Here is a 23,018-nt window from a genome sequence, read left to right on the forward strand (position 1 = left end):
TAGGGGAGTGTGTCTAGGATTAAGCAAGTACGTGCTCGTCTGCTAACGCTTGATCCGTTTCCTGCATGGCTGTTTGTTGGATTTGTGCTGTTCTGGATATGGTTGGCCATAGCGCCTTATTACCGTTCAGATTGGCTACTTGAAAATATTCTGGTGTTTGCCGCGGTGCCCGTATTGGGTTGGTTGTGGTATCAGGGTGGTGTCTCACGTCTGGCATGGTTAAGCATTTTTCTATTTTTGATATTTCATGAAGTTGGTGCTCATTATACCTATTCTGAAGTGCCCTATGACCGTTGGTTGAGAACCCTGCTTGGGTTTTCTCTGGACCAACGGTTTAGCTTTGAGCGTAATCAGTACGACCGCTGGGTACATTTCCTTTATGGACTGCTACTTTTTCCACTGATGGAAGATCTTGTGAAAAGACGCCTACTACCGGTGATGCTGATTTTATCCCATTCGGCGTTTTATGAGATTGCTGAGTGGCTGGCGGTTGTACTCTTCCCAGGGGAATTGGGGGAATCATACCTAGGTGCCCAGGGAGATATTTGGGATGCACAGAAGGACATGGTTTTGGCACTTTTAGGAGCGTCCATAGCAAGCCTACTGAGTGTGACAGCACACTATTTCGTGACACCAATTAACTCAAATTCAAATAAATAAGCAGAGTGGTGAGTATGTGGAATTTTCTTCATAGATATCAATTGCATCATTGAAAGAAGAGGTAATGCGATGCGCGCTCATGTTTTTATTTCAGCAATAGCAGCCAACTTTGTAGGGTTAAGAAGGCGGCAGTACTCATGCCCATGAGCTGATAATATGCCTTGCTGTTGAAAACCGCTGATGAGTCGGCTGAGCGTTTCAATATTGCGAATGTAAGCTATATTAAAATCTTGCAAGCAGTGGTATGTATTTTACAGTGCCTCATTGGGATGTGGCGCAGTAAATATCCAGGGATTTATAGGTAGTGAGAGATAGGGCGTGTAACGTTGAATATCGTTTAGCTCTGTGAGGCAGCCAGGATAAAAGAAACAAAGTGACTAGCACCTTAATAGAACTAGCCATACAGGCGTTACGCCTTTCTAACATAGCTACCAGGGGCGTCTTCGAGCGGTGGGTAAGTTTGTGAACCAACATCGGGCGCCTTAATAAGAGAGCCAGACCTGGTTGCCAGCCATGATTGCCATGCAGCCCACCATGAACCTGGCTTAATTGCTGTGCGTTTCAGCCAAGTGTCTGGATCAATATAAGAGTCACCTTCAAAGGCGGTGGCTACCCGATAATGCCGATGCGATTGTTCAGGGGGGCTAATAATACCCGCGTTGTGACCTCCACTAGTGAGTAAAAAAGTAATCTCCGGCGCATCCGCAATTAGATGCAACCTGTAGGTTGATCGCCATGGTGCGACATGATCCCACTCAGTGCCAACACAGAAGATAGGTATCTGAATATCACTAAGTGCTATCGGACGGCCATCTACTCGAAGACGTCCTTCGGCTAAATCATTATTTAAAAACAGGTTACGCAAGTATTCAGAGTGCATGCGGTAAGGCATACGCGTTGCATCCGCGTTCCAGGCGAGAAGATCGTTAATGGGTTGCCTTGTGCCTAGCAAATACTCGTTCACGACCCGAGACCAGATTAAATCGTTGGAGCGCAGTATCTGGAATACCCCTGACATTTGCTTAGTATCGAGAATGCCCTGAGCCCACATTAAATCTTCAAGGAAGGCGAGCTGCTTTTCGTCAATAAATAGCATCAATTCGCCAGCTTCTCGAAAATCTGTTTGCGCGGCAAAGAGTGTCATTGAAGCTAAGCGATTGTCGCTATTTCTCGCCATCGCAGAGGCGGTAATGGCCAACAGTGTTCCTCCAAGGCAGTAGCCTACCGCATGTATCTTCTGGCTAGGAAATAGATGTTCGATAATATCGAGGCTAGCCATAATGCCTTGTTGCCGATAGTCATCCATCCCAATATCGCAATCCTCAGACGTTGGGTTGCGCCATGAGATCATAAAAACGGTGTGGCCATGGTCGACCAGATACCTGACAAGCGAGTTATGCGGTGACAGATCTAGGATGTAATACTTCATGATCCAGGCAGGCACAATGAGCATAGGAGCCGCGTGCACCTCTTCAGTAGTAGGCGTGTACTGGATCAATTCGACTAGATGGTTGCGATAGATAACCTTACCCGGCGTAATTGCTACATTTTTTCCAACGACGTACTTTTCAGTACCCGCTGACCTTTTGCCAAGATAGTGGTTTTGGATATCTTCACAGTAATGCTGCAGGCCTTGGATTAGATTACCTCCGGCGCTTTCAAAGGTCTTTTTGAGCACAGTGGGATTAGTCAGTAAAAAATTGGAGGGCGAGAACACATCAAGCCACTGGCGGGCACCGAATTCTACTGCCTGTTCGTGATGCGGAGATAAACCGCGTGGTCCGGTGGTAGCGTTATGCCACCACTGCTGTTGAAGAAGAAAGCCTTGATAAAGCAGGTTATAGGGAAAATAACGCCAAGCAGGATCACGAAAACGACGATCCTGTGGCAAAGGGGCAATACAAGGCTTGGCATCGGGATCTAGAGCCGAATGGCTGGCCCAAATCAGTAAGCGTAGATGTTTCTTCGTTGCTTTTTGTAGTAGATGAGCCTGAGTCCCTGGAGAAAGCTGGAGGCTGGATAGCCAGTCCAAGTAAGTCAGCATCGCCGATGCAGGAGAAATACCGAGCGTTAGCCTGGCCAATGATGCACGTACCAACCTATCGATATTTTGGTGTTGAGCTTCGTCGTAAATCATCAAAATCAATCCTCGTGAGGTAGATAGGCTGCTCAAGAGAGTGAGTACAAGATTTAGTGCTTCACTCTTATCTACCACTTGCTTAGCGTCTTGGCATCGTGTTTGATACTAGCTGTTCTTTTCTAGATTATAAGCTACTTGGGTTTCAATAGGGCTAGTTTAACGCCATATAAAACTCATCATGCTGCCCTGCTAAGTTTTTGATTTTTAATAAGTCTGTTGTAACCCCCTTTTAAGAATAGAATTTTGAATGGCTGGAAAGGAAGATAAATTGCTCTAGATCAATTTTTAAGCATTTTAATACCTTTTTGTTACGTTGATTAGCTTTTAAAAAATCTTGTTTGCGCTATAAATATTCAAGTAACACCTGATGTTTTTTTGGTGCCTAAGATTAATACGTAATGGGTGAAGGTGCTATCCAAAGCAGATGAAAGCATAGAGGAGAAATATCATGGAGAAGACTGCTACAAAACCTGTTATTGCGGGGCAGGAGTCCAGCGCATTGCCAACCAATCGGTCGCTGAATCCGCTTGAGGAGTTCGACCGCTTAATGGAGGGGTTCTTTGAACGTAGTTGGTTAAAACCTTTCTTTAGAGATGACTTAGTCAAGGAAAGGCTCGGATTTTTTGCTCAAAGCAACCCTAAAGTCGACATTATTGACCGAGAAAAGGAACTCGTCGTTCGTGCTGAGATGCCAGGTGTTGATCGCAAGGAGATAGATATCGAGATCACCGACCATGCTGTGATGTTAAAAGGTCGGCGCTCTGGTGAAACCGAGGAAAAGAAAGATGAATATTACCATTCAGAAATATGGCAAGGCACTTTTTCTCGTACGATTGCATTGCCTGTCGATGTAGAAACACAGCATGCGGAGGCCAAATTTAAGGATGGTATCTTGACAATCACCATGCCCAAATCCAAGCAGGCATTACGGCGAAAGCTTGAGGTTAAGTAAGTCAAAAATAGTCTGGTTGACGGAAAGTTATAACTGCATAACACAAGGAGTATTCATAATGTCGAAATCAGATAGTCAACTTCAGCAAGATGTACTTGCGGAACTTGGTGATGAACCCTCTGTCCGAGCGTCGGATATTGGTGTAGAGGTAAAAGATGGCATTGTAACATTAGCCGGTCATGTGGATAGTTATGGTGAAAAATGGCATGCGGAAAAGGCAGCTCAGCGGGTGGCTGGGGTAAAGGGCGTCGCTGTGGAAATTGACGTACAACTGCCAGGGGAAAATCAGCGCACTGATGCCGATATAGCGCGTGCGGTAAAAAATACGCTTGAGTGGAATGTTTTTATTCCAAATGACCCATTAAAGGTAATGGTTGAGGATGGATGGGTCACCTTGTCAGGGGAAGTGCCCTGGGAATATCAGCGCCGCCTAGCTGCTAGCTCAATTCGATATTTAGCAGGTGTGACTGGTGTTAGTAACCAGATCGTTCTTAAACCTAAGCCAACGACTACTGCGGTTAAGGCTAATATTGAGAACGCACTTAAGCGAAGGGCGCTTCAGGATGCGAATGCCATAAAAGTAGAAGTTCATAATCATGAAGTAACGCTTAGTGGAAAGGTACACAACCTTGCGGAAAAAGACTTAATTCACCATGCTGTATGGAATTCACCAGGCGTCTGGAAAGTAACGGATCATATAAGAACTTAAGCATTAAATGTTATAGAGTTTTCAGGGTTGTCTAATCGCAGGCAGGGGTTCGATGACCCTTTGTTTTTTGGCTTGTTGGATCCTGTAACCAAAGGGAATCCTGCTATGTACCTAGTCCGCCCGTCCTGAGGTGCTACCAATGGGAGGCCGCCGAACATCTTTACGATGCATCTAATTTGTGGGCGATGCAAAACTATATTGATGGCCGCCGAGCCTGTGATCCATAGTGATGTCTCCTTACGGCTTTCTGCGACATCTCACGGCGACGAGACGGCTTCACCACTTTTTATGATGGCTTTCCTTGAAGATGTCCGCTTTCAATCGTTCCTTGAAGTACATCTTCTTGAGCCGCTGGCTTTCATCCTCTAGCACCTTCAGCCGTGCCACCATGGATGCACCCATACCACCGAATTTAGCTATCTACTTGTAGAAGATCGCACTGCTCATGCCGAGCTCACGGCATAGTTTCGGAACCGGGGAACCGCCTTCCTTTTACTTAAGGATCGAAAGTATTTGGCTGTCTGAAAAACGTGATTTTTTCGTGCAGGTTCTCCCTGCGTTTAGCTTACGGAAAATTCTACTTCTGAGTTCCCTGGTTTTTCGGGGGGGATTACCAAATAATATATATTAATGGGAATTGTTTTAGCCTTTTTTGCTTAATTTATAATTGGTGAGACTAGTAAAATAGAATGAGAAAATATGCCTAAATTGTTAGGTTAACAGTTATAGCTATATAAACAGCTTGTTTATATACTTCTCTTCGAGATCGTTACTCTTTGGTTGCCTTTGTTTGGGTGATAAAGCGTATTCTTGTTGAAGTGGAAGTTGCCAAGATCTAATTTTTATATGGTAATAATAGTGACTTAACCATGCGGGTATTGACATCATGACTAAAATATTACGATTTTTTGATATCCTGTTTGCTGCCACGGGCCTACTCATTGGTCTGCCATTATTGCTTATATTAGCCTTAATCGGTTACTGGGACACGGGGTCTCCTCTATTTTTGCAAAAGCGTGTGGGATACCGTGGCCAGCCGTTTGTATTGATTAAATTTCGTACTATGAAGCCTGATACCGCTTGGGTTGCTTCGCATCTTGCGGATTCTTCTTCAATTACCAAATTCGGTCATTTCTTACGGCGTACCAAATTGGATGAGTTACCGCAGCTATGGAATGTATTGAAAGGGGATATGAGCCTTGTGGGGCCTCGTCCTTGCTTATATACGCAAGATGAGTTGATCAAAGAGCGTACTGAGCGTGGTGTATACAATGCTCGCCCAGGAATTACCGGGCTGGCGCAACTTAACGATATTGATATGTCTACGCCTCAATTACTGGCAGAAACGGATCAAAAAATGTTGGCGACAATGGCGATGCCGACGTATTTTCGCTACCTGTTCCTCACTGTGATGGGTAGAGGAAGCGGAGACCGGGTGAGACAATAAAGCATGCGCACTCCTGTGGCCTACAAGGTAAATACTGCATGCAGGCTTTAGCAATCACCGTGTTACCGCTATTGGCCCCCTTGGGCTATTGGCTAGGATTGGCGATCACTATTATATGGTCGTTTCTTGCTAGGCATGAGCGACAAAGGCGTAGCTTTTTTAGAAAACCAATGGGGCGTGGTGATGGCCTTCTTTTGGCGTTGCTACTAGGAGTCGGTATTGTCGAAGTAGTGGCTGGCGCTTGGCATTCTAGCTTGGAGCGGGCCTTGCCATTAGCTGGTGCAGCTTGGCTCGCGGCATTGGCGTTTATGTTAGTGCGCGCCGTTCCACCACGTCCTTCAGCATGGTGGGTGGGTTTAGCGCTAAGTGGATTGGGTGCAGGGGGTTGGGCGGCGTGGCAAAAATGGATAGTCGGTTTAACCCGTGCTACAGGCCACCCACCGTTACATTCAATCTTTTTCGGCAATCTTGCGCTATTGATGGCGCTGTTATGTTTGGCCGGATTGGGGTGGGCCTGGCAACAGCGATCAACACGTTTTTTTTGGGTAGCGCTTTTGCTGAGCGGCGCAATGGGGGGCGGACTAGCCTCGGCTCTTTCTGGCACCCGGGGCGGGTGGTTGGCACTGCCGCTAGTGATATGGGTATTTTATTACGGTTATGCGCGTCGCTGGCGAGCGCTGTGGCGATGGTTGGCACTGACTGCTGCAATAGCTGTGATGATAGGGGTGTATACGACGCCCCATAGCGGCGTAGAAAAAAGGGTGGATAAGGCGGTGGCCGAGGTGCATCGCTACATGGAAGGCGCTGACTATGGCTCCGTAGGGGCTCGCTTGGAAATGTATCGCGGCGCATTCTGGCTGATTTATGAACGTCCCCTCGTGGGCTACGGGCATCAGGGCTATCTACCCGCCATGCAAAGACTAGAGACTCAAGGCGTGCTAAGCCCCGAGTTAGGCAATTACTGGCATGCGCATAACGACCTTCTGGATGCCTGGGTACGAAAAGGGCTGCCAGGTCTTGTTATAGTAGTGAGCCTCTATCTCATTCCCCTGTGGCTTTTTTTCCCAGGTTTACGCGCTGAAAGCGCCACTCAGCGCTCCTATGCCGTGGCTGGTATATTGCTGCCAATCACTTTTATGGGCTTTGGCTTAAGCTATTCTTTTTTTGCTTATCCAGCAGGGGTAGCGGTGTATGCTAGCTGGCTGATTTTCCTTTGGGTTCTCGTTTCCGAGCAAGTTCTGCAAGATGGTTGCCATGTATACACTAATGAAAAGCCTGACGGCGATATTGCTGATGCCAATGTCTCTGATGGCCCTCACTTTTACTATCGGATGGTTGATTCGTAAGCTTGGGTGGTACCGCCTGGGTCACAGCATAATGACGTTAGCAATGCTCTTGCTATTGCTGGCGGCCTGGGCACCAGTGGCAGATAATTTGCTAGGGCCGTTGGAGTCTCAATATGTCGCTTGGGAGAAATGGCCTGAAGAGCAGAACATCGAAGCAGTGGTAGTCCTCGGGGGTGGTTGGCAGCCGGATCGCCCTTGGTCGATAACCGGCAGGCTCAGCGAAAGTTCGGGTTTGCGTCTGATGGAAGGCCTGCGGCTATGGCATGAGCGTCCAGACTTGCTACAGGTAGTGTCAGGGGGAGGGCAAGATCCAAAAATGACCATGGCTCATGGTTACGCCGAAGCTGCCGAAGCATTGGGGGTTCCGCCAGAGAGTATCGTGACGCTGGTGTCGCCCAACGATACTGCTGAAGAGGCCAAGTCAGTTCGGGCGCTGCTCGGTGAAGGTGCGCAAGTATTGATTGTGACATCAGCGTCGCATATGCCGCGCGCTATGCGTCATTTCGAGGCGGCAGGCCTAGCTCCAGTTGCTGCACCTACCCATTATTTGGCCGATCGAACGGAGGGATTAGCGCTAGCTTATTGGCTGCCCTCTGCCCGTGAGCTACGCAAGACTGAGAGGGCAATCTACGAAACCCTTGGGTTGCTTGCTATTCAGTGGGAGCATTGAAGGTGTCATTTGAAAACGTCTACCTCTGCTCACCCAGGAGATAAGTAAGACATGTTCGAGCGTATTTTAGTGGTGTGTACAGGTAATATTTGTCGTAGTCCTGTCGCTGAGGCATTTCTTAAACAGCGGCTACCCGAGCGTCATATCAGTTCTGCAGGCTTGGGCGCCTTGGAAGGCGAGCCTGTATCCCCGTTTGCACGTCAATTGGCCGAGGCCGATGGTTTGGATGTGACCAGCCACCAGGCACGGCAATTAACGGTGATAATGATACAGGAAGCCGATCTCATTCTGGTGATGTCTGAGGGCCAGCGCCGTGCCGTAGGACAACACGTACCCCAAGCCTTAGGTAAGACGCTATTGCTAGGTCGTTGGCTAGATAGTGGCAAAGGGCGCAATATCCCCGATCCTTACCGAAAATCCAGGGAAGTTTTCGAGCATATCCATATGTTGCTAAAGGACGCTGCCTTTACGTGGGCAGAGAGGCTCTAGAGGCATCGCCATCGCTTCTTTTTCTTTTTTACTGCTTGATCTGTCTGCGGTATGACCAATGTGCATGTCAGTATTAGATCCATTTTTCGTTTTAAAATTTTTAGTTGACTAATCATTAAGTAATGATTTTTTTGCTATTTTTTAATTATGTGTTTCGTGTTTTTAAGATGTTGATCTTTGTATTTATGATGGGATTTATGTGTTGTTTTTCTCATTTATTTTGAAGGAGTAAAATTGTTAAAAATGCCTGATTTAAATGCCAATAAAGTAGAAGATTGAGGTTTCTGTCTTTAGACTATGAAGGTGAATAAATTTAACAGAAACAAATGCTTGTATTTTTTTTATTGTAGTTTTAATAATTTTTTCTGGAGATATCATATAACCTATCATTTAAGTGACACGATTTTGTCATTCGATAAAGTTACCGTTCCACTATAAGTCGTAACTAAGCGATTTTGTTCATTGCAGAAACTATCGGAAAAGCCTTTTTAACTCTCTGGCGTGATGCTCCATCTTGGGTAGAGGCGTGACGTACCGAGAGTATGTCTTTGTGTTTAGGGCCATCACCGCTGGGTTTTACAAGAAAGGCGATTCTACCTAACCATCCATTAATTTGGCGGTCAAGCCTGATAAATAAGGAGGGATAGACAATGAATTACAAATCCTATGGTGATTTAAGTGAGGACATCGCTGCGTCCTTGTTCAAAGTTCACGGGAAGGATTACGACCTGGTGGTCGGTATTCCCCGTAGCGGCATCATCCCTGCCAGCATGGTTGCGTTGGGTTTGCATCTCGATATGATGGGGCTCCCAGACTTTATTGACAACCAACCGCTGAAAACTCGCTTGCGTAGAAAGGAAGAAAAGCCGCCGGGAGCCGCCTGGGACGCGAAAAAAGTTCTTTTCGTCGATGATAGCGTCATTACAGGGAAGACTGTGCAGGAAGCACGGAGTGCTATCCCCGAAAACTGTCCTTGTATAATAGATACCTTGGCGATCTATGCTGATCCCGACGGTAAGCAACATGTTGATTTTCATTTTTACACGCTAGAATCGCCTTGTGCTTTCCAGTGGAACCTTTTCACTCCTGCCATACTTTCCCAGTCATGTGTCGATATCGATGGTGTACTGTGCGTCGATCCTACCGACCTTCAGAACGATGATGGAGAGCAGTACATTGCGTTTTTGAATAACGCGGAGCTTCTTTTCCTACCTGCTGGCCGAATCGGCTGCTTGGTAACCAACCGTCTTGAGAAGTACCGTAGCCAGACAGAGCAGTGGCTGAAGCAACAGGGAATTGACTATGAGCGCTTGGTCATGCTGGATCTGCCTTCGAAAGAGGAGCGCCAACGCCAGGGGATTCACTCTACGCACAAGGGCCTGTTCTATAAGAACTCGGATTACACTTTCTTCATTGAGAGTGCTACCAGGCAGGCTGCAAGTATTGCAAAAATATCGGGGAAAGCCGTTTATTGCTGTGAAGATAATAGAGTCTATACAGCGTCTGATAAAATCTCCGCCAAAAAGGGATCGCATAGCTATACGAAACGCCTTCTCAGCGCCAGCAAAAGAAAGATTTTATCTAGCTTTCCAAGCCCCCTCAAGACGGCACTGAGGGAGCGGTGGAAACCCAAAAAGGCGTGAGCGGATTCAAAGACCAACTTATGGCCGCCCCTCCAAGGGTGGCTTTTTTCTATGTGACCACTGTCACTAAGAAACCCCTCAATTAAGGCGATATTACAATTGTTCCGCGATTGTAACTTGAAATTTCTTCTTTTGTAACTTTTTACAACTTATTAATTTTAAATATAAATTTTTTATTATCATTAAATGTTTAATACCGCTAGGCATGATCTCCTCTCCTCTCACCCATGACGCCAAACCTCATTTCTAAACGCCTAAATAGCGTTAGCTATCTCATCCTCAGCAATGAAGTAAATCAAAGTATGTTTTTTGTTTTTTTATGTAACATTATATTTGTCTGCCGTAATGGCATTCATGTCTTATGGCGGCTCGAAGGTTGCACTGCCAAGGCGAGTTTCCAAATAGGCTCTGGGAAATGCCATTTAAAATCCCCGGGCGGTAGCGTGGTAAGACACAAAGCAAAGGGAACAAAAAATGAATAATTTCAAAGAAATAGAAGGTGTAGAAACCAGAAAAAACCCATTGCGGCTGGTTCGCTATCTAATGTTCATCATGCTGCTGGGGATATTAAGTGGCTGTGCCATGGCCCCAGGCGGGCATATTGATGAAAGCGAGCTCGACCAATCGCTTGATGGCCGAGTGGACGTACAACCCATTACACCAGAGTTTGTAGATAGGTTGTATGTCCCAGAAGAGCCTACCACGCAAGCCACGTCTCAAGCATTGAATCAAGAAGTGCAAGACTACGAATATCGGGTAGGGCCTGGGGACATTTTAAGCGTGATCGTCTATGACCATCCAGAATTAACGATTCCTGCCGGCGCCGAGCGCTCCGCTGCGGAAACCGGGAACCGTATACGGCCCAATGGCACGATGTTCTATCCCTACGTAGGGCGTGTGAGAGTCGAGGGCATGACGCTTGACGAGGTGCGCGAGTTAATCGCACGGCGATTGTCCGCAGTAATCAATGAGCCGCAGGTAGAGGTAGGCATTGCGGCGTTTAACTCCCAAAAAGTGTACATCAGTGGTGCAGTGGAAAACCCCGGCACTCTGCCTCTGAGTATTGTGCCGATGACGGTACTTGATGCCATTAGTGAAGTAGGCGGGGCACGTGATAATGCGGATTGGCGTAATGTCACCCTAAGCCGCAATGGTGGTGAAGAGGTGATATCGCTTTACGCCATGATGCGTCAAGGGGATATGACACAAAACCGGTTACTGCGTGATGGCGATCTACTTCACGTGCCCACCATGGAAAATCAAAACGTGGTCGTTCTGGGACAGGTTAGCCGTCCAGGTGCCATTGCCCTGGGCAATGAACGCATCACGTTGACGGATGCATTGGGAAGGGCAGGTGGTGTGAATGAAAATCGCGCCCAGCCGTCGGGTATTTTCGTAGTAAGGGGAAACCCGCCGGGTAGCGAGAAAATTGCCACCGTCTATCAGTTGGATATTCAGGATGCCACTCGCTTATTGCTAGGAACACGCTTTCCTCTTGAGCCGCAGGATGTGGTGTACGTGACGTCAGCACCGCTGGCTCGCTGGAACTCTGTGATCTCCCTGCTGTTGCCATCAGTTAGTTTGCCAGGCGACTTTGCAACGTCTGCTATTGATGCCGGTGAGCTTTAATATATTTTCTGAGTGATGAGGCATCTCCATGACTAATTTCCCTTCACCAGCGCCGTCGCCAGCACCTCGAGAGAGCGATGAGCTTAATCTGCGTAAGTTGGTAGACACGCTGTCCGATCATCGCTGGTTTATTGTGTCGGTGACGGGATTTTTTCTGCTGGCGGGCTACTTTAATGCCAGCTCTCAGCCGAGAATTTATCAGGCCGATGCCTTAGTTCAGATAGAGACCCGAGGATCGAACTTGGCGTTTATGGAGTCATTGGGAGAGCCGCAACAAGGCAACCCTACCTCTGCTGAGCTAGAAATTCTGCAGTCACGTATGGTGTTGGGTGAAACCGCTGACCGTCTTGACCTTGCCATTCAGGTTGAGCCGCGTAGGTTGCCGGTGGTGGGGGACTTTCTGGTTCATCATGGAGTTAATCAGCAGTGGTTCGAGAGCCTCACGCCTGAATTCATTCGCCAGTGGTTAGCAGACTCTGTGGATGATGCTTGGAGTAACCCCTATGTGTGGGCTGGGGAATCACTGCGAGTCGCTCGTTTCGATGTTCCCGAGGAGAACGTGGGGGGGGAGCATGTGTTGCGGCTTCTCGACGGCGGTGAATTCGAGCTGCTGCTGGAAGAAGAAACGCTGCTTACTGGTAGCGTTGGGGAAACGGTACAGAATGATGAATTGGGGTATCGTCTTTTTGTCAGCCAGGCAGAGGCCCACCCCGGCGCAGAATTCACATTAGTAAGAACGTCTGCTCTTAGTGCAATAAGTGAGCTGAAGAATCGCTTTGAAATCATTCCGCGTGGGTTAGAGTCGGGCGTCTATGAACTGACGTTGAACGGGGCGGATCAAAACCAGATTCAGCCAACACTAGATACGCTGACCAGCGTTTTTTTGACTCAAAACGTGCAGCGTCATTCAGAAGAAGCAGAAAAACAGATCGCCTTTCTCAACGAGCAAATTCCTCAGGTTAGCAACCAATTGTCAGATGCCGAAGGCATGCTCAACGATTACCGAGCTCAGCGTGACTCTGTCGACCTGACGTTCGAGACACAGAACCTGCTTACTCGGGTAGTCGATGTGGAAAACCAGCTTGGTGAGTTGGCTATGCGGGAAGCGGATCTGGCTGAGAGGTACCGTCCTTCACACCCTAACTACCAAACGTTACTGAGACAACGCGGCCAGCTAGAAGCCGAGCGTGACCGACTTAACGCTCTGGTGAGTGAATTACCCGAAACCCAACAGGAAGTGCTGCGTCTTACTCGGGATACTCAGGTCAATCAGCAAGTGTATGTCCAGCTACTCAACCAGCTTCAAGAGATGCGTTTGGTGAAGGCTGGCACAGTAGGCAATGTGCGTATCTTGGATGCGGCCATGCTGTCCCCCGGTACCATTGCTCCACGTATCCCTTTAATAACCGCTGTTAGCGGCCTGTTTGGCGCCTTGTTGGCAATGTTATTAGTGATCGTTCGTATGTTGCTCAGCCGGTCTATCAAAACCCCCGAGCAGCTTGAAGAATTGGGTCTGCCTGTCTATGCCACCTTACCGAATTCCGGTGAACAGGCAGGGCTTACCGAGCGTATTCGTCCGCGTCGTGCCAAGAAAGCCCAAGAAGTTTTTCGTGGCTTGCTGGCCGTCAAGAAACCCGCTGAAATTGCCGTTGAGGCATTGCGTGGGCTTCGTACCAGCCTCTACTTCGCCATGCTCGAATCCGATAACAATCGGTTGATGATTACTGGTGCTAGTCCGGGGGTAGGTAAGAGCTTCATAGCCGCGAACTTAGCGGCGGTATGTGCCCAGGCTGGCCAAAAAGTGTTGTTAATCGATGCTGATATGCGCCGCGGCCATTTGCACCATGCCTTTCACGGTAAGGGAATAAAGGGACTTTCAGAGTTGTTGGCACGGCGTATCAGTGTGGAGGAGGCCATTCGCCATAGTGAGCTTGATGGACTTGATTATGTGGCAAGAGGAAGCGTACCGCCTAATCCATCAGAGCTTTTGATGCAGCAGAGTTTTCACGACTTTCTAGACACGATAAGCCAGCACTATGACCTGGTAATCGTGGATACGCCCCCGATTCTGGCGGTAACCGATGCCTCGGTAGTCGGCAAGTTGGTTGGTACCAGTCTAATGGTGGTGCGGTTCGACACGAACCCTCCTGGCGAAATCAAAGCCGCTAAGCGTCGTCTTGAGAGTGCTGGTGTGAGGCTCAAAGGTGGAATTCTAAATGGTGTTAAGAAGCCGACCAGCAGCCGTCACGGATACTATGGCAGCTACCTCTATGCTTACCGGTGAGCCAATATGCTTAATCAATTGCGCGAATTTTATTCTTTACTAACGCAACAACAGCGCCGCCGATTGTTAGGGCTTCAGGCACTGATCATTGTGATGGCGCTAGCTCAAATTGCCAGTGTCATCGCCATTGGGCCTTTTATGGCGGTGGTCGGCGATATGAGCAAACTCCAGGGCAATGGTTGGTTAGCCTGGGCTTATACTTATAGCGGAATGCAAAGCCACAAGTCCTTCTTGAGTCTATTGGGCGGTATGGTACTTGGAGTGTTGTTAATGGCAGCGCTAATTTCCATGTATACCACCTGGCGGCTGTCGCTCTACAGTGAGCAAGTGGGAGCGGAACTCTCTAGCCGCCTCTATCGTTATTATCTGTACCAACCTTGGTTATTTCATTCGAGCCAGAATACCAGTGTCCTGATCAGCAAGGTCTCCGTTGAAGTCCAGCGCGTTACGACAAAGGTGATCAATCCAGCGATGGAGCTCAACGCCAAGGCGGTCATGGTGACCTTGATGAGCTTGGCTATCTTTATCTATAACCCTGTTGTAGCAATATCCGGCTTAGTGATATTCCTCGCAACTTATCTACTGCTTTATCAGACGGTGCGGCGCTTTCTCAGCATTAATGGAAGGCGTATATCTGAGGCTCAATCGAAACGCTTCAAGCTGATGACTGAAGGGTTTGGAGGCATCAAAGATCTTCTTTTATTGCATCGTCAGGCGAGTTTTACCACGCGGTTTGAAAAGGCCAGCAACCGCATAGCGCGAGGCCAAGGTGTAACACAAGGACTGAGTGAGGCACCCCGTTATGCTATCGAGCTAGTGGCCTTTGGTTCGGTAATCCTGCTGGTTCTTTACCTGCTTAACCTCTACCAAGGCAATCTGGGCGCCATTTTGCCGGCGCTTTCAATTTATGCCCTAGCCGGTTTCAAGATGCTGCCTGGCTTTCAGAAAATCTATACCTCCATTACTAAAATACGCGGCAACCTGGCGGCTTATGATGCAATCCGTGAAGATTTGATCGCCAGCAGTGAGGAAACCATAAAACTGAAAACAGGCAGTGAATCTAAGCCTGCTGCTCAGTCAATGCCGTGGGTTCCTCAGCGAGAAATCAAAATTCATGAGGTCGCCTTCGACTACCCAGGAGCGCGAGCACGGGCGCTGAATGGCCTGACTCTGACAATTCCGGTCAACAAGATGGTCGGCTTAGTCGGTGCTTCTGGCAGTGGTAAAAGTACTGCTGTGGATCTATTGCTGGGTCTGATCGAGCCTCAGCAAGGGCAAATACTCATTGATGGTGTGGCTTTAACGCAGGAGAACTTGCGGAATTGGCATGCCAGTGTGGGGTTTGTGCCGCAACAGATATTTCTGTCCGATGCCACGATCCTCGAAAACGTCGCCTTTGCCATTGAACGCGAAAATATTGATGTTGAGAGAGTCAAAGAAGCCCTACACATGGCGCAACTCGATGAACTGATCATGCGATTTCCCGAAGGGCTCGAAACTAGAATCGGGGAGCGCGGAGTGCAGATATCAGGGGGACAGCGTCAGCGTTTGGGTATCGCCCGTGCTCTTTATCAGCAAGCCAGTGTATTAGTTTTTGATGAAGCCACCAGTGCTCTGGATGGGATCACCGAACGTCGTGTGATGGAAGATATCCAGCGCTTCGCAGGCCAAATGACGGTGGTGCTTATTGCCCACCGCCTGGCCACGGTCAAAGAGTGCGACATAATTTATATGCTTGAGGACGGGCAAGTAAGTGATGCAGGTACTTATGATGACCTGGCCAGTCGCAATCATACCTTCCAGATGATGGCTAACCTCTAGCCACAGTAGAAAAAAGGTATCGCCATGAATCTGATCGGTGCGCTATTGCTGTTTGTGGGGCTTTCGCTAAGCAGCCTTTATTTGTTTCCCAGCGGTGGGCCACAGCTGGCTGATTTTGTGCTGATCGGTTTTGCCGGCGTGATGCTTTTGATGTCATTAGGAGACAAACACCTGAAAGTTTCACCCTTCGCTATGTGCTGGGGATTAATGGTGTTGTGGGTAGTAATGGTATGCCTTAGCTGGACGTTAGTGATGGAAACCACTGAATTTTTTAGACCAGCCCAGTTTTTCCTGTTCAATTTTTTAATCGGTATGGGGCTGCTGCGTTTCCTAAGCGTTTACGGTGAACGTGCCATAGGGCTTATTCGAAATAGCATCTCTATTGCGCTAGTGATCGCCGGTGGCCATGTGTTAGTGCAATTAGCCTTGGGGATCAACCGCACCACTGGCAGCTTTAATAATCCCAATCAGCTGGCCTACTTTTCGCTATGTGGCGTAGTGGTGTTGTTAATGCTCGATGATTTTCACCCTAAAATGAGGCCTTTGGCATTGGCCGGGCTAGCTAGCGGCGTGTTGGGGATCTTATCGGCGTCGTCGTTGGCCGCTATGGGAGGTGGGGCTATGGTGGGGATCGGCTGGGCCATAGCAAATGCTAAGCAGGTCAAGTACTTTGCGCGCCTGTTGCTGCTGGTGCCACTATTATTGGGAGGTGTTGTGCTCGCCAATATTAGTACTGAGGGGCAGGTGTTGCGCAACCTGGAAGCGCGTATGGATCGAGCACCAAGCAAAATTGATAGTGTGTATGAAGAACGCAAGTTTGACCGACTGACTAACTTTCCCGCCTACGCAATATTGGGGGCAGGAGAAGCCGAACGGCAGCGTTTTGCACCATATGATGGGGCCGAAATCCACTCCTCCTTTATTAACATGTTGTTTGCTTATGGCTTGCCAGGCCTAGTGCTTTTCCTATCGATAATAGCCACCGTATTGCGCCGAGCTCCCCTTTACATCTGGGCTGGAGTAGCAGGGCCATTGATTTATTCCACTACTCATAACGGGCTGCGCGCGACGTTATTCTGGGTACTACTAGTGATCTGTTGGCATCTCTATCGAGAAGGCTCGATAGCGGCTTCCCGTCAAAATCTCGTTTTTGATCGCCCACTTCAATAATGCGGCTGCCAGCGCCGTAACTTGGCAACCCGCAAGGACGGATAGAGATAACTATGGCTAGTTTAATAAAGTCGTTATCAATGGCGCCGCGCTCCATAAAGCGCCGGGTACTTGTTGTATTTGATGGTTTGATTGTGGTGGGTAGCCTGCAACTTGCCACAATGATTCACCTGGAAAGCCTACAACCACTCAGCAGCATTTCCTTGTGGATGACCATCAGCGTGTTAGTTCCGATAAGCCTTTTGCTTTTCCGCTGGTTAGGGCTTTATCGCGCCGTCATTCGCTACATGAGCCATGCCACTGTATCCACTATCGCTGTTGTTGTGCTGGCATCGACTTTGTTAGTAGCGCCGGCCAGTTACATGGTTAACTCGCCCATTGGACTATCTATTATCATCATTTATGCGCTGCTCTTATTGTTGGGTATCGGTAGCCTGCGTTTTCTATTGCGAGAGTTGTATCGCCACAGTCAGCTTCGACAGCGCAAGCCAGTGGTGATTTATGGGGCAGGGGCCGCGGGTTGCGAGCTGGTGGCTGCTCTGCGCAATGGAGAGGAATACCAGCCGGTGGCCTTCGTTGATGACTGGCGGGGATTGGAAGGCGCCATGGTAGAAGGGCTGCGGGTACATCAGCCGGTAGCATTAGCTGCTCTGGTTCAAGAACACCGCGCCACAATGGTCTTGTTAGCTATCCCCAGCGCCCCACGTTGGCGTCGCCGCGAGATACTGCACTGGCTTTCGGGCCTTTCCGTGCCTCTTAAGACAATTCCTGGTAGCGCCGATGTAATTGCCGGTAGAGCCAAAATCAGTGAACTTCGCGATGTGGCGCTGGAGGACTTATTGGGTAGGGAGTCTGTGCCTGCCTTCCCCGAACTGATGGAGGCCAATATCCGCGATAAATCGGTCATGGTGACGGGGGCAGGAGGCTCGATAGGCAGTGAACTGTGTCGTCAGATTCTTGATCAGAATCCTGTCCGCCTGCTTTTGATCGATAACTGCGAATTTGCGCTATACGCCATTGAGCAAGAGTTGAAGCAACATATCGAAAGCACCGCGTCACGGTGCGAGCTAAAACCATTGCTTATCTCAGTGCAGCATTCGGGCAGTCTTAAGGCAGTGTTCGAATGTTTCGAGGTGCATACTGTCTACCACGCTGCTGCTTACAAGCATGTGCCGATGGTGGAATTTAATCTCGTGCAAGGAGTGAGTAATAACGTCTTTGGCACATTGAATCTGGCCAAGGCGGCAATGTCGGCCAATGTTGAAACCTTTGTGGTGGTATCCACCGATAAAGCGGTTCGCCCCTCCAATGCCATGGGTGCATCCAAGCGTTTGACTGAGCTTATCTGTCAGGCCTTCGCACATTCTCAGTCCAACACTCGATTCTGCATGGTGCGCTTTGGCAATGTTCTGGGTTCAAGTGGCTCCGTTGTCCCAGTGTTTCGTCAGCAGATTGAGCAGGGCGGCCCCGTTAAGGTGACTCACCCGGATATCACCCGCTATTTCATGACAATTCCCGAAGCTGCGCAGCTGGTTATCCAGGCTGGCGCCATGGGGGAAGGTGGGGAGGTTTTCGTGCTCGATATGGGCGAGCCGGTACGCATTCATGATCTGGCCATGAATATGATTCGCCTTTCGGGATTGGAGGTAAGAGACGCTGCGCATCCTGAAGGGGATATCGAAATCATCTATTCCGGCTTGCGGCCTGGTGAAAAGCTTTACGAGGAATTGTTGATAGGTCATGACGTCAGCAAGACGCGCCATGATCGTATCATGACTTCAAAAGAGCGCTTCTGGGAATGGCCGAGGCTCGAAGCCTTTTTAAAGCAGCTGGAGCAGGCATTTATCGCTACTGATCACCTGCGTATCCGCCAGTTGTTGCAGTCGGCTCCACTGGACTACAACCCTTTGGACGAAATAGCCGACCTGGTATGGAAAGCGCGTCAGACCATGACCTCAGATACGCAACGCCAACATGTTGATGCAACGAACACAGCCTTAAGGTCGGTCGCCAGACTAGGCCCTGTATTACGCTCCGTACCCAAAGAAGGTTGAGAATCTTATTGAATCGCTGGCTATCACAAGACGACGGAATCTTACCAACTTTGCTGCAACCCGTTTACTTCCGGCGCCTACGCCATAGCGACTGAGCCGTTTCCCCCTCGCTCTGATCACCACTTTTCATGCTTGAGTGATGCGAAAAGCATTATTGAGCATGTCATCAATGCTTATTTAAAAATAAGTGCTCTCTTTAGCACAAGGAGGCAAGTCATGACGAACAAACAATCTGATGACGAGCAACAAGAGTGGCTATCCGGGATTACTGTTTTTCTGATTAGAGAGTGTGAGTTGGCGTATTTGGACACCCTTCTTAAGTTGCTTGATCACTATGGATTTAATGTGTTGTGTAGCGTGCCAATCGAAAGTGGGCAGCAACAGACGCTCGCTCAGTGGGTTCTTGATGATGGACAAGAGCAAGGAAATTTTGCCAGCAGTGGGTCGCCGCCAGTTTTTCTGCTTGTGGTACAGGATGTCCATCCAGTACCGGTGAAGCGGATGTCGAGTGACTCTCCCAATTTAAGACTACCTACCATCAGGGCAACCTTCAGTGCCACGCTCTCTCCAGAGGAGAGCAAAGCAGAACAACAGAGTCCGATACATTGCTCCCGCGATGCGGATCAGGCGTTTAAGTATCTCAAAACCTTGGTGCCCGAGCAGATCGGTAAGATACGTGAAGCAGCCCTAAGCAACGATGCAGCATTTCGCACACCTTACCCGGTATTAGCTGACCTAAGTAAAGAGGTTTGCCGAGCCAAAGTAGAGCTGGTGGATTTTCATGGCACTGAGGCGATTTGCAAGACATTTCGGCCTGGGCGTGAGCGCTACCTAGAGCGTGAAGTAAAGGCGCGTGAACTCGGTGCCTCTCTGCCAGAAGTATCCCGTCTGCTAGAAGTCGGTACTCATTATCTAGTGTTTGAGCGCTATGCCAATTGCATGGAACGCATTTTATCGCCTCGTGCGCCTTTTTCTAATCATGGTTTGCTGCCTATCTGGGCCATCGAGCGCGTGAGAGCCGTTATTTTGCACTATCGCAGTCTTGGCTATGAATGCATCGATCTTAATCCGCATGACCTTATCTATGACCCTTGCCAAGGGCTAAAGATTATCGATTTCGAGTTTCTACAGCCCGGTTCTGACGAAATAAAGACGCTGAAAGGCAACTATGCCTGGTACGCCGTACCTTCGATTTTTACCGGCGATTTACCTCCTTCAGCCCGGCAGAGCTCCTATCGACAATGTTGGTTTCCCTATACCGGCCTGCCGCGAACCTTATGTCTGAGTGAGCTTCCGCGTCCGTTACTTGCCATGGTGCGTTCAGTGGCTCTGGTGCCCTTGACGTTGGATGGCTTGAGGCGAGTGAGCTGGCGCCATATTCAGCGCTTTGTACGCAGCTGAGATTAGCGCTGTTATTTGCCCTACTCCTGCCAATGCCCTCTATTCCTCCCACGTCATGGAGTTATTAAATGAAGATTCTTGTTACCGGCCATGCCGGATTCATCGGCTTTCACACTGCCAAGCGGCTACTGGAGCGCGGTGATAGTGTCGTCGGCTTTGATAGCGTCAATGACTATTATGACCCTGCCATTAAGGAGGCGCGCCTAAAAATTCTTGAGCAGACGGCGAAAGAGACAAGAAACGACTACCTTTCTATTCGCGCTAATCTAGCTGATCAACAGGCGGTGGCCGAGTGTTTTAATGAACACCACTTTGACCGAGTTATTCATCTAGCTGCCCAAGCAGGGGTTCGTTATTCGCTGGAAAACCCACTTAGTTATGTGGAAAGTAACTTGATTGGGTTTACTAATGTTTTGGAGGCGTGTCGTTACTCCAGCATTGCGCACCTGACGTACGCCAGTACCAGTAGTGTTTATGGCGCTAATACTTTAATGCCGTTTTCCGAGCATGAAGGAGCCAACCATCCACTGCAATTTTATGCTGCCACCAAAAAAGCCAATGAAATGATGGCCCACAGTTATAGTCATTTGTTTGGATTACCGACCACCGGGCTAAGGTTTTTCACCGTCTATGGCCCCTGGGGGCGCCCAGATATGGCGCTTTTTAAATTCACCAAAAATATTTTGGCCAATGAGCCCATCCAGGTTTTCAATTATGGCTGCCATACCCGCGACTTCACCTATGTGGATGATATTGTTGAGGGCGTTATTCGCGCCAGTGATGATATAGCCACTCCTGCTTTTGAGTGGAATAGCGATAACCCTGACCCTGCTACCAGCAATGCGCCATTTCGTATCTTCAACATTGGCAATAATGATCCTGTGACGGTCAACATCTATATCGAAGCCATTGAAAAAGCATTAGGTAGAAAGGCCATCAAGGATCTACTGCCTTTGCAGCCTGGCGATGTTCCAGACACTTATGCGGATTCAAGTGAATTAGAAAAAAAGGTTGGTTATAGGCCCGCCACATCAGTTTTTCATGGCGTTGCCAAGTTTGTCGAATGGTATCGAAGTTACTATTCGCCAAATAAGGCGAGCAGCACCATAAGTGAAATTCATAGCTTGCCTAAATAAAACTTCTCTCTAATTTTTCTCACCACTTTACTCTCCAGTTAGGAAATCCAATGAACGTTACAGTTTTCGGCACGGGTTACGTAGGCCTGGTTCAAGGAACTATTCTGGCTGAAGTTGGCCATCATGTTGTTTGCATCGATCTAGATGATCATAAGGTCGAACAACTTAGGCAGGGCAACATCCCTATTTATGAGCCTGGTCTAGAATCTTTAGTAAAAGAGAACTACGCCGCTGGGCGCCTTGAGTTTTCTACCGATGCGGCCGCGGGAGTCAACCATGGCCAAGTGCAGTTTATTGCTGTGGGAACTCCACCGGACGAAGACGGTAGTGCTGATCTCAAGTACGTTCTCACTGTGGCTGCCACCATTGCCGAACATATGGAGCAGAACCAAATTATCATTAACAAATCCACCGTACCTGTAGGTAGTGCTGACAAAGTGCGTGACGAGGTGGAAAAAGTGCTGGAAAGGCGCGGACGCCATGATATCGCGTTTGACGTGGTGTCTAATCCTGAGTTTTTAAAAGAAGGTAGTGCGGTCGTAGACTGCCAAAAGCCTGATCGTATTATTATCGGCACAGAGTGCGATGCCACGATTGAAGTCATGCGCGAGCTATACGCCCCCTTCAATCGTAATCACGACAAGATCATCGTGATGGATGTAAAAAGTGCCGAACTGACCAAGTATGCAGCTAATTGCATGTTGGCTACCAAAATCAGTTTTATGAACGAAATGGCAAACCTGGCTGAGCGTCTGGGTGCCGATATTGAGGCGGTGCGTAAAGGAATAGGCTCGGATCCACGCATTGGTTACGACTTCATTTATCCCGGTGTGGGCTATGGCGGTTCGTGCTTTCCTAAAGATCTGCAGGCTCTTATCCACGTCTCGAATACCATTGATTTTGACGCCAAATTACTCAAAGCAGTGGAGTCGCGTAATAAAGAGCAAAAAAACACGCTATTCAATAAGATAAGCCAGCACTTCCATGCTGAATTAAAGGGTAAGACCTTCGCCATTTGGGGGCTTTCATTCAAGCCCAACACTGATGATATGCGCGATGCCCCCAGCAGGGTACTAATGGAGGCACTTTGGGCAGCTGGTGCCAAGGTGCAGGCTTATGATCCGGAAGCCATGGAAGAAGCTCAGCGTCTCTACGGGAGTCATGATCACTTAATCCTTTGTGGAACCAAAGAAGCAGCTTTAAAGAATACTGACGCCTTGATTATCGTCACGGAGTGGCAGAACTTCCGTGCACCTGATTTTGATCTTATTAAAGAGAAATTAACTGAACCCACTATCTTTGATGGGCGTAATATTTATGAGCCGCGCCGAATGAGGGCGAAAGGATTTACTTATTATTCAGTAGGTAGGCCCAGCCCATTAGAATCTTCATATCTAGCTTCTAATTAAATATTCCATGTATCACATGGTTTTGTTTATATTCACTACTTTAAGGATGCATTTATGT

The 23,018-nt window shown here is 48.5% G+C and carries 17 protein-coding genes and 1 pseudogene; 16 read left to right on the forward strand and 2 right to left on the reverse strand.

All coding sequences use genetic code 11. The features are described from left to right. The first annotated feature begins 9 nt into the window (after positions 1-9). Positions 10-660 (forward strand): DUF2238 domain-containing protein, encoded by a 651-nt coding sequence (locus ACW17M_RS04985; protein ID WP_009286541.1) that lies wholly within the window; start codon positions 10-12, stop codon positions 658-660. Between the two features lie 409 nt (positions 661-1,069). On the opposite strand, the gene ACW17M_RS04990 is transcribed toward ACW17M_RS04985, so the two are convergent. Further along, positions 1,070-2,797 (reverse strand): PHA/PHB synthase family protein, encoded by a 1,728-nt coding sequence (locus ACW17M_RS04990; protein WP_101148358.1) that lies wholly within the window; start codon positions 2,795-2,797, stop codon positions 1,070-1,072. A gap of 451 nt (positions 2,798-3,248) precedes the next feature. On the opposite strand from ACW17M_RS04990, the gene ACW17M_RS04995 reads away from it, so the two are divergent. Further along, entirely contained in the window at positions 3,249-3,752 is a 504-nt protein-coding gene (locus ACW17M_RS04995; protein ID WP_009286542.1) for an Hsp20/alpha crystallin family protein, read from the forward strand. Positions 3,753-3,810: 58 nt separating this feature from the next. Then, positions 3,811-4,461 carry a BON domain-containing protein gene (locus tag ACW17M_RS05000; protein WP_233974058.1) on the forward strand — a complete coding sequence of 217 codons (651 nt, stop codon included), beginning with the start codon at positions 3,811-3,813 and terminating at the stop codon, positions 4,459-4,461. Positions 4,462-4,696: 235 nt separating this feature from the next. Here ACW17M_RS05000 and ACW17M_RS05005 read toward each other — a convergent pair. Beyond that, positions 4,697-5,037: pseudogene (locus tag ACW17M_RS05005) on the reverse strand (transposase); the annotation flags it as partial. A gap of 310 nt (positions 5,038-5,347) precedes the next feature. Between ACW17M_RS05005 and ACW17M_RS05010 the strand changes: the two are divergent. The 13 genes from ACW17M_RS05010 to ACW17M_RS05070 all read left to right on the forward strand — a co-directional run bounded on the left by ACW17M_RS05010 (position 5,348) and on the right by ACW17M_RS05070 (position 22,960). After that, the gene (locus tag ACW17M_RS05010; protein ID WP_035537425.1) at positions 5,348-5,908 is read left to right on the forward strand and encodes a sugar transferase; all 561 of its coding nucleotides are present in this window, start codon (positions 5,348-5,350) and stop codon (positions 5,906-5,908) included. Positions 5,909-5,946: 38 nt separating this feature from the next. Beyond that, positions 5,947-7,254, forward strand: a complete 1,308-nt coding sequence (locus ACW17M_RS05015; RefSeq protein ID WP_051430440.1) for an O-antigen ligase family protein — start codon at positions 5,947-5,949, stop codon at positions 7,252-7,254. A gap of 43 nt (positions 7,255-7,297) precedes the next feature. Then, positions 7,298-7,924 (forward strand): ElyC/SanA/YdcF family protein, encoded by a 627-nt coding sequence (locus tag ACW17M_RS05020; RefSeq protein ID WP_457547004.1) that lies wholly within the window; start codon positions 7,298-7,300, stop codon positions 7,922-7,924. A 51-nt stretch (positions 7,925-7,975) separates the two neighbouring features. Next, a complete protein-coding gene (locus ACW17M_RS05025) occupies positions 7,976-8,413 on the forward strand; it encodes a low molecular weight protein-tyrosine-phosphatase (RefSeq protein WP_009286545.1) in 438 nt (145 codons plus the stop codon). Between the two features lie 650 nt (positions 8,414-9,063). Continuing rightward, positions 9,064-10,056: a phosphoribosyltransferase gene (locus ACW17M_RS05030; RefSeq protein ID WP_009286546.1), complete on the forward strand. Its 993-nt coding sequence runs from the start codon at positions 9,064-9,066 to the stop codon at positions 10,054-10,056. Positions 10,057-10,530: 474 nt separating this feature from the next. After that, positions 10,531-11,685, forward strand: a complete 1,155-nt coding sequence (locus ACW17M_RS05035; RefSeq protein ID WP_009286547.1) for a polysaccharide export protein — start codon at positions 10,531-10,533, stop codon at positions 11,683-11,685. 28 nt (positions 11,686-11,713) lie between these two features. Continuing rightward, a complete protein-coding gene (locus ACW17M_RS05040; RefSeq protein WP_022523695.1) occupies positions 11,714-13,969 on the forward strand; it encodes a polysaccharide biosynthesis tyrosine autokinase in 2,256 nt (751 codons plus the stop codon). 6 nt (positions 13,970-13,975) lie between these two features. Further along, the gene (locus ACW17M_RS05045; protein WP_009286549.1) at positions 13,976-15,790 is read left to right on the forward strand and encodes an ABC transporter ATP-binding protein; all 1,815 of its coding nucleotides are present in this window, start codon (positions 13,976-13,978) and stop codon (positions 15,788-15,790) included. Between the two features lie 24 nt (positions 15,791-15,814). After that, entirely contained in the window at positions 15,815-16,960 is a 1,146-nt protein-coding gene (locus ACW17M_RS05050) for a hypothetical protein (RefSeq protein ID WP_022523694.1), read from the forward strand. Between the two features lie 53 nt (positions 16,961-17,013). Further along, a complete protein-coding gene (locus tag ACW17M_RS05055; RefSeq protein ID WP_022523693.1) occupies positions 17,014-19,014 on the forward strand; it encodes a polysaccharide biosynthesis protein in 2,001 nt (666 codons plus the stop codon). A 216-nt stretch (positions 19,015-19,230) separates the two neighbouring features. Further along, positions 19,231-20,415 (forward strand): hypothetical protein, encoded by a 1,185-nt coding sequence (locus tag ACW17M_RS05060; protein WP_457547005.1) that lies wholly within the window; start codon positions 19,231-19,233, stop codon positions 20,413-20,415. Between the two features lie 68 nt (positions 20,416-20,483). Beyond that, the gene (locus ACW17M_RS05065) at positions 20,484-21,551 is read left to right on the forward strand and encodes an NAD-dependent epimerase (RefSeq protein WP_022523691.1); all 1,068 of its coding nucleotides are present in this window, start codon (positions 20,484-20,486) and stop codon (positions 21,549-21,551) included. A gap of 50 nt (positions 21,552-21,601) precedes the next feature. Continuing rightward, entirely contained in the window at positions 21,602-22,960 is a 1,359-nt protein-coding gene (locus tag ACW17M_RS05070; protein WP_342584041.1) for a UDP-glucose dehydrogenase family protein, read from the forward strand. Positions 22,961-23,018: the final 58 nt, after the last annotated feature.

The organism is Vreelandella sp. 2A-K22 (genome assembly GCF_054065485.1).

Coding starts and splice junctions, on each gene's coding strand:
- ACW17M_RS05050 (WP_022523694.1), top strand. CDS start 15,815: ATGAATCTGATCGGTGCGCTATTGCTGTTTGTGGGGCTTTCGCTAAGC.
- ACW17M_RS05070 (WP_342584041.1), top strand. CDS start 21,602: ATGAACGTTACAGTTTTCGGCACGGGTTACGTAGGCCTGGTTCAAGGA.
- ACW17M_RS04995 (WP_009286542.1), top strand. CDS start 3,249: ATGGAGAAGACTGCTACAAAACCTGTTATTGCGGGGCAGGAGTCCAGC.
- ACW17M_RS04990 (WP_101148358.1), bottom strand. CDS start 2,797: ATGATTTACGACGAAGCTCAACACCAAAATATCGATAGGTTGGTACGT.
- ACW17M_RS05035 (WP_009286547.1), top strand. CDS start 10,531: ATGAATAATTTCAAAGAAATAGAAGGTGTAGAAACCAGAAAAAACCCA.
- ACW17M_RS05000 (WP_233974058.1), top strand. CDS start 3,811: ATGTCGAAATCAGATAGTCAACTTCAGCAAGATGTACTTGCGGAACTT.
- ACW17M_RS05060 (WP_457547005.1), top strand. CDS start 19,231: ATGACGAACAAACAATCTGATGACGAGCAACAAGAGTGGCTATCCGGG.
- ACW17M_RS05065 (WP_022523691.1), top strand. CDS start 20,484: ATGAAGATTCTTGTTACCGGCCATGCCGGATTCATCGGCTTTCACACT.
- ACW17M_RS05025 (WP_009286545.1), top strand. CDS start 7,976: ATGTTCGAGCGTATTTTAGTGGTGTGTACAGGTAATATTTGTCGTAGT.
- ACW17M_RS05040 (WP_022523695.1), top strand. CDS start 11,714: ATGACTAATTTCCCTTCACCAGCGCCGTCGCCAGCACCTCGAGAGAGC.
- ACW17M_RS05020 (WP_457547004.1), top strand. CDS start 7,298: ATGCTCTTGCTATTGCTGGCGGCCTGGGCACCAGTGGCAGATAATTTG.
- ACW17M_RS05015 (WP_051430440.1), top strand. CDS start 5,947: ATGCAGGCTTTAGCAATCACCGTGTTACCGCTATTGGCCCCCTTGGGC.
- ACW17M_RS05055 (WP_022523693.1), top strand. CDS start 17,014: ATGGCTAGTTTAATAAAGTCGTTATCAATGGCGCCGCGCTCCATAAAG.
- ACW17M_RS05045 (WP_009286549.1), top strand. CDS start 13,976: ATGCTTAATCAATTGCGCGAATTTTATTCTTTACTAACGCAACAACAG.
- ACW17M_RS05010 (WP_035537425.1), top strand. CDS start 5,348: ATGACTAAAATATTACGATTTTTTGATATCCTGTTTGCTGCCACGGGC.
- ACW17M_RS05030 (WP_009286546.1), top strand. CDS start 9,064: ATGAATTACAAATCCTATGGTGATTTAAGTGAGGACATCGCTGCGTCC.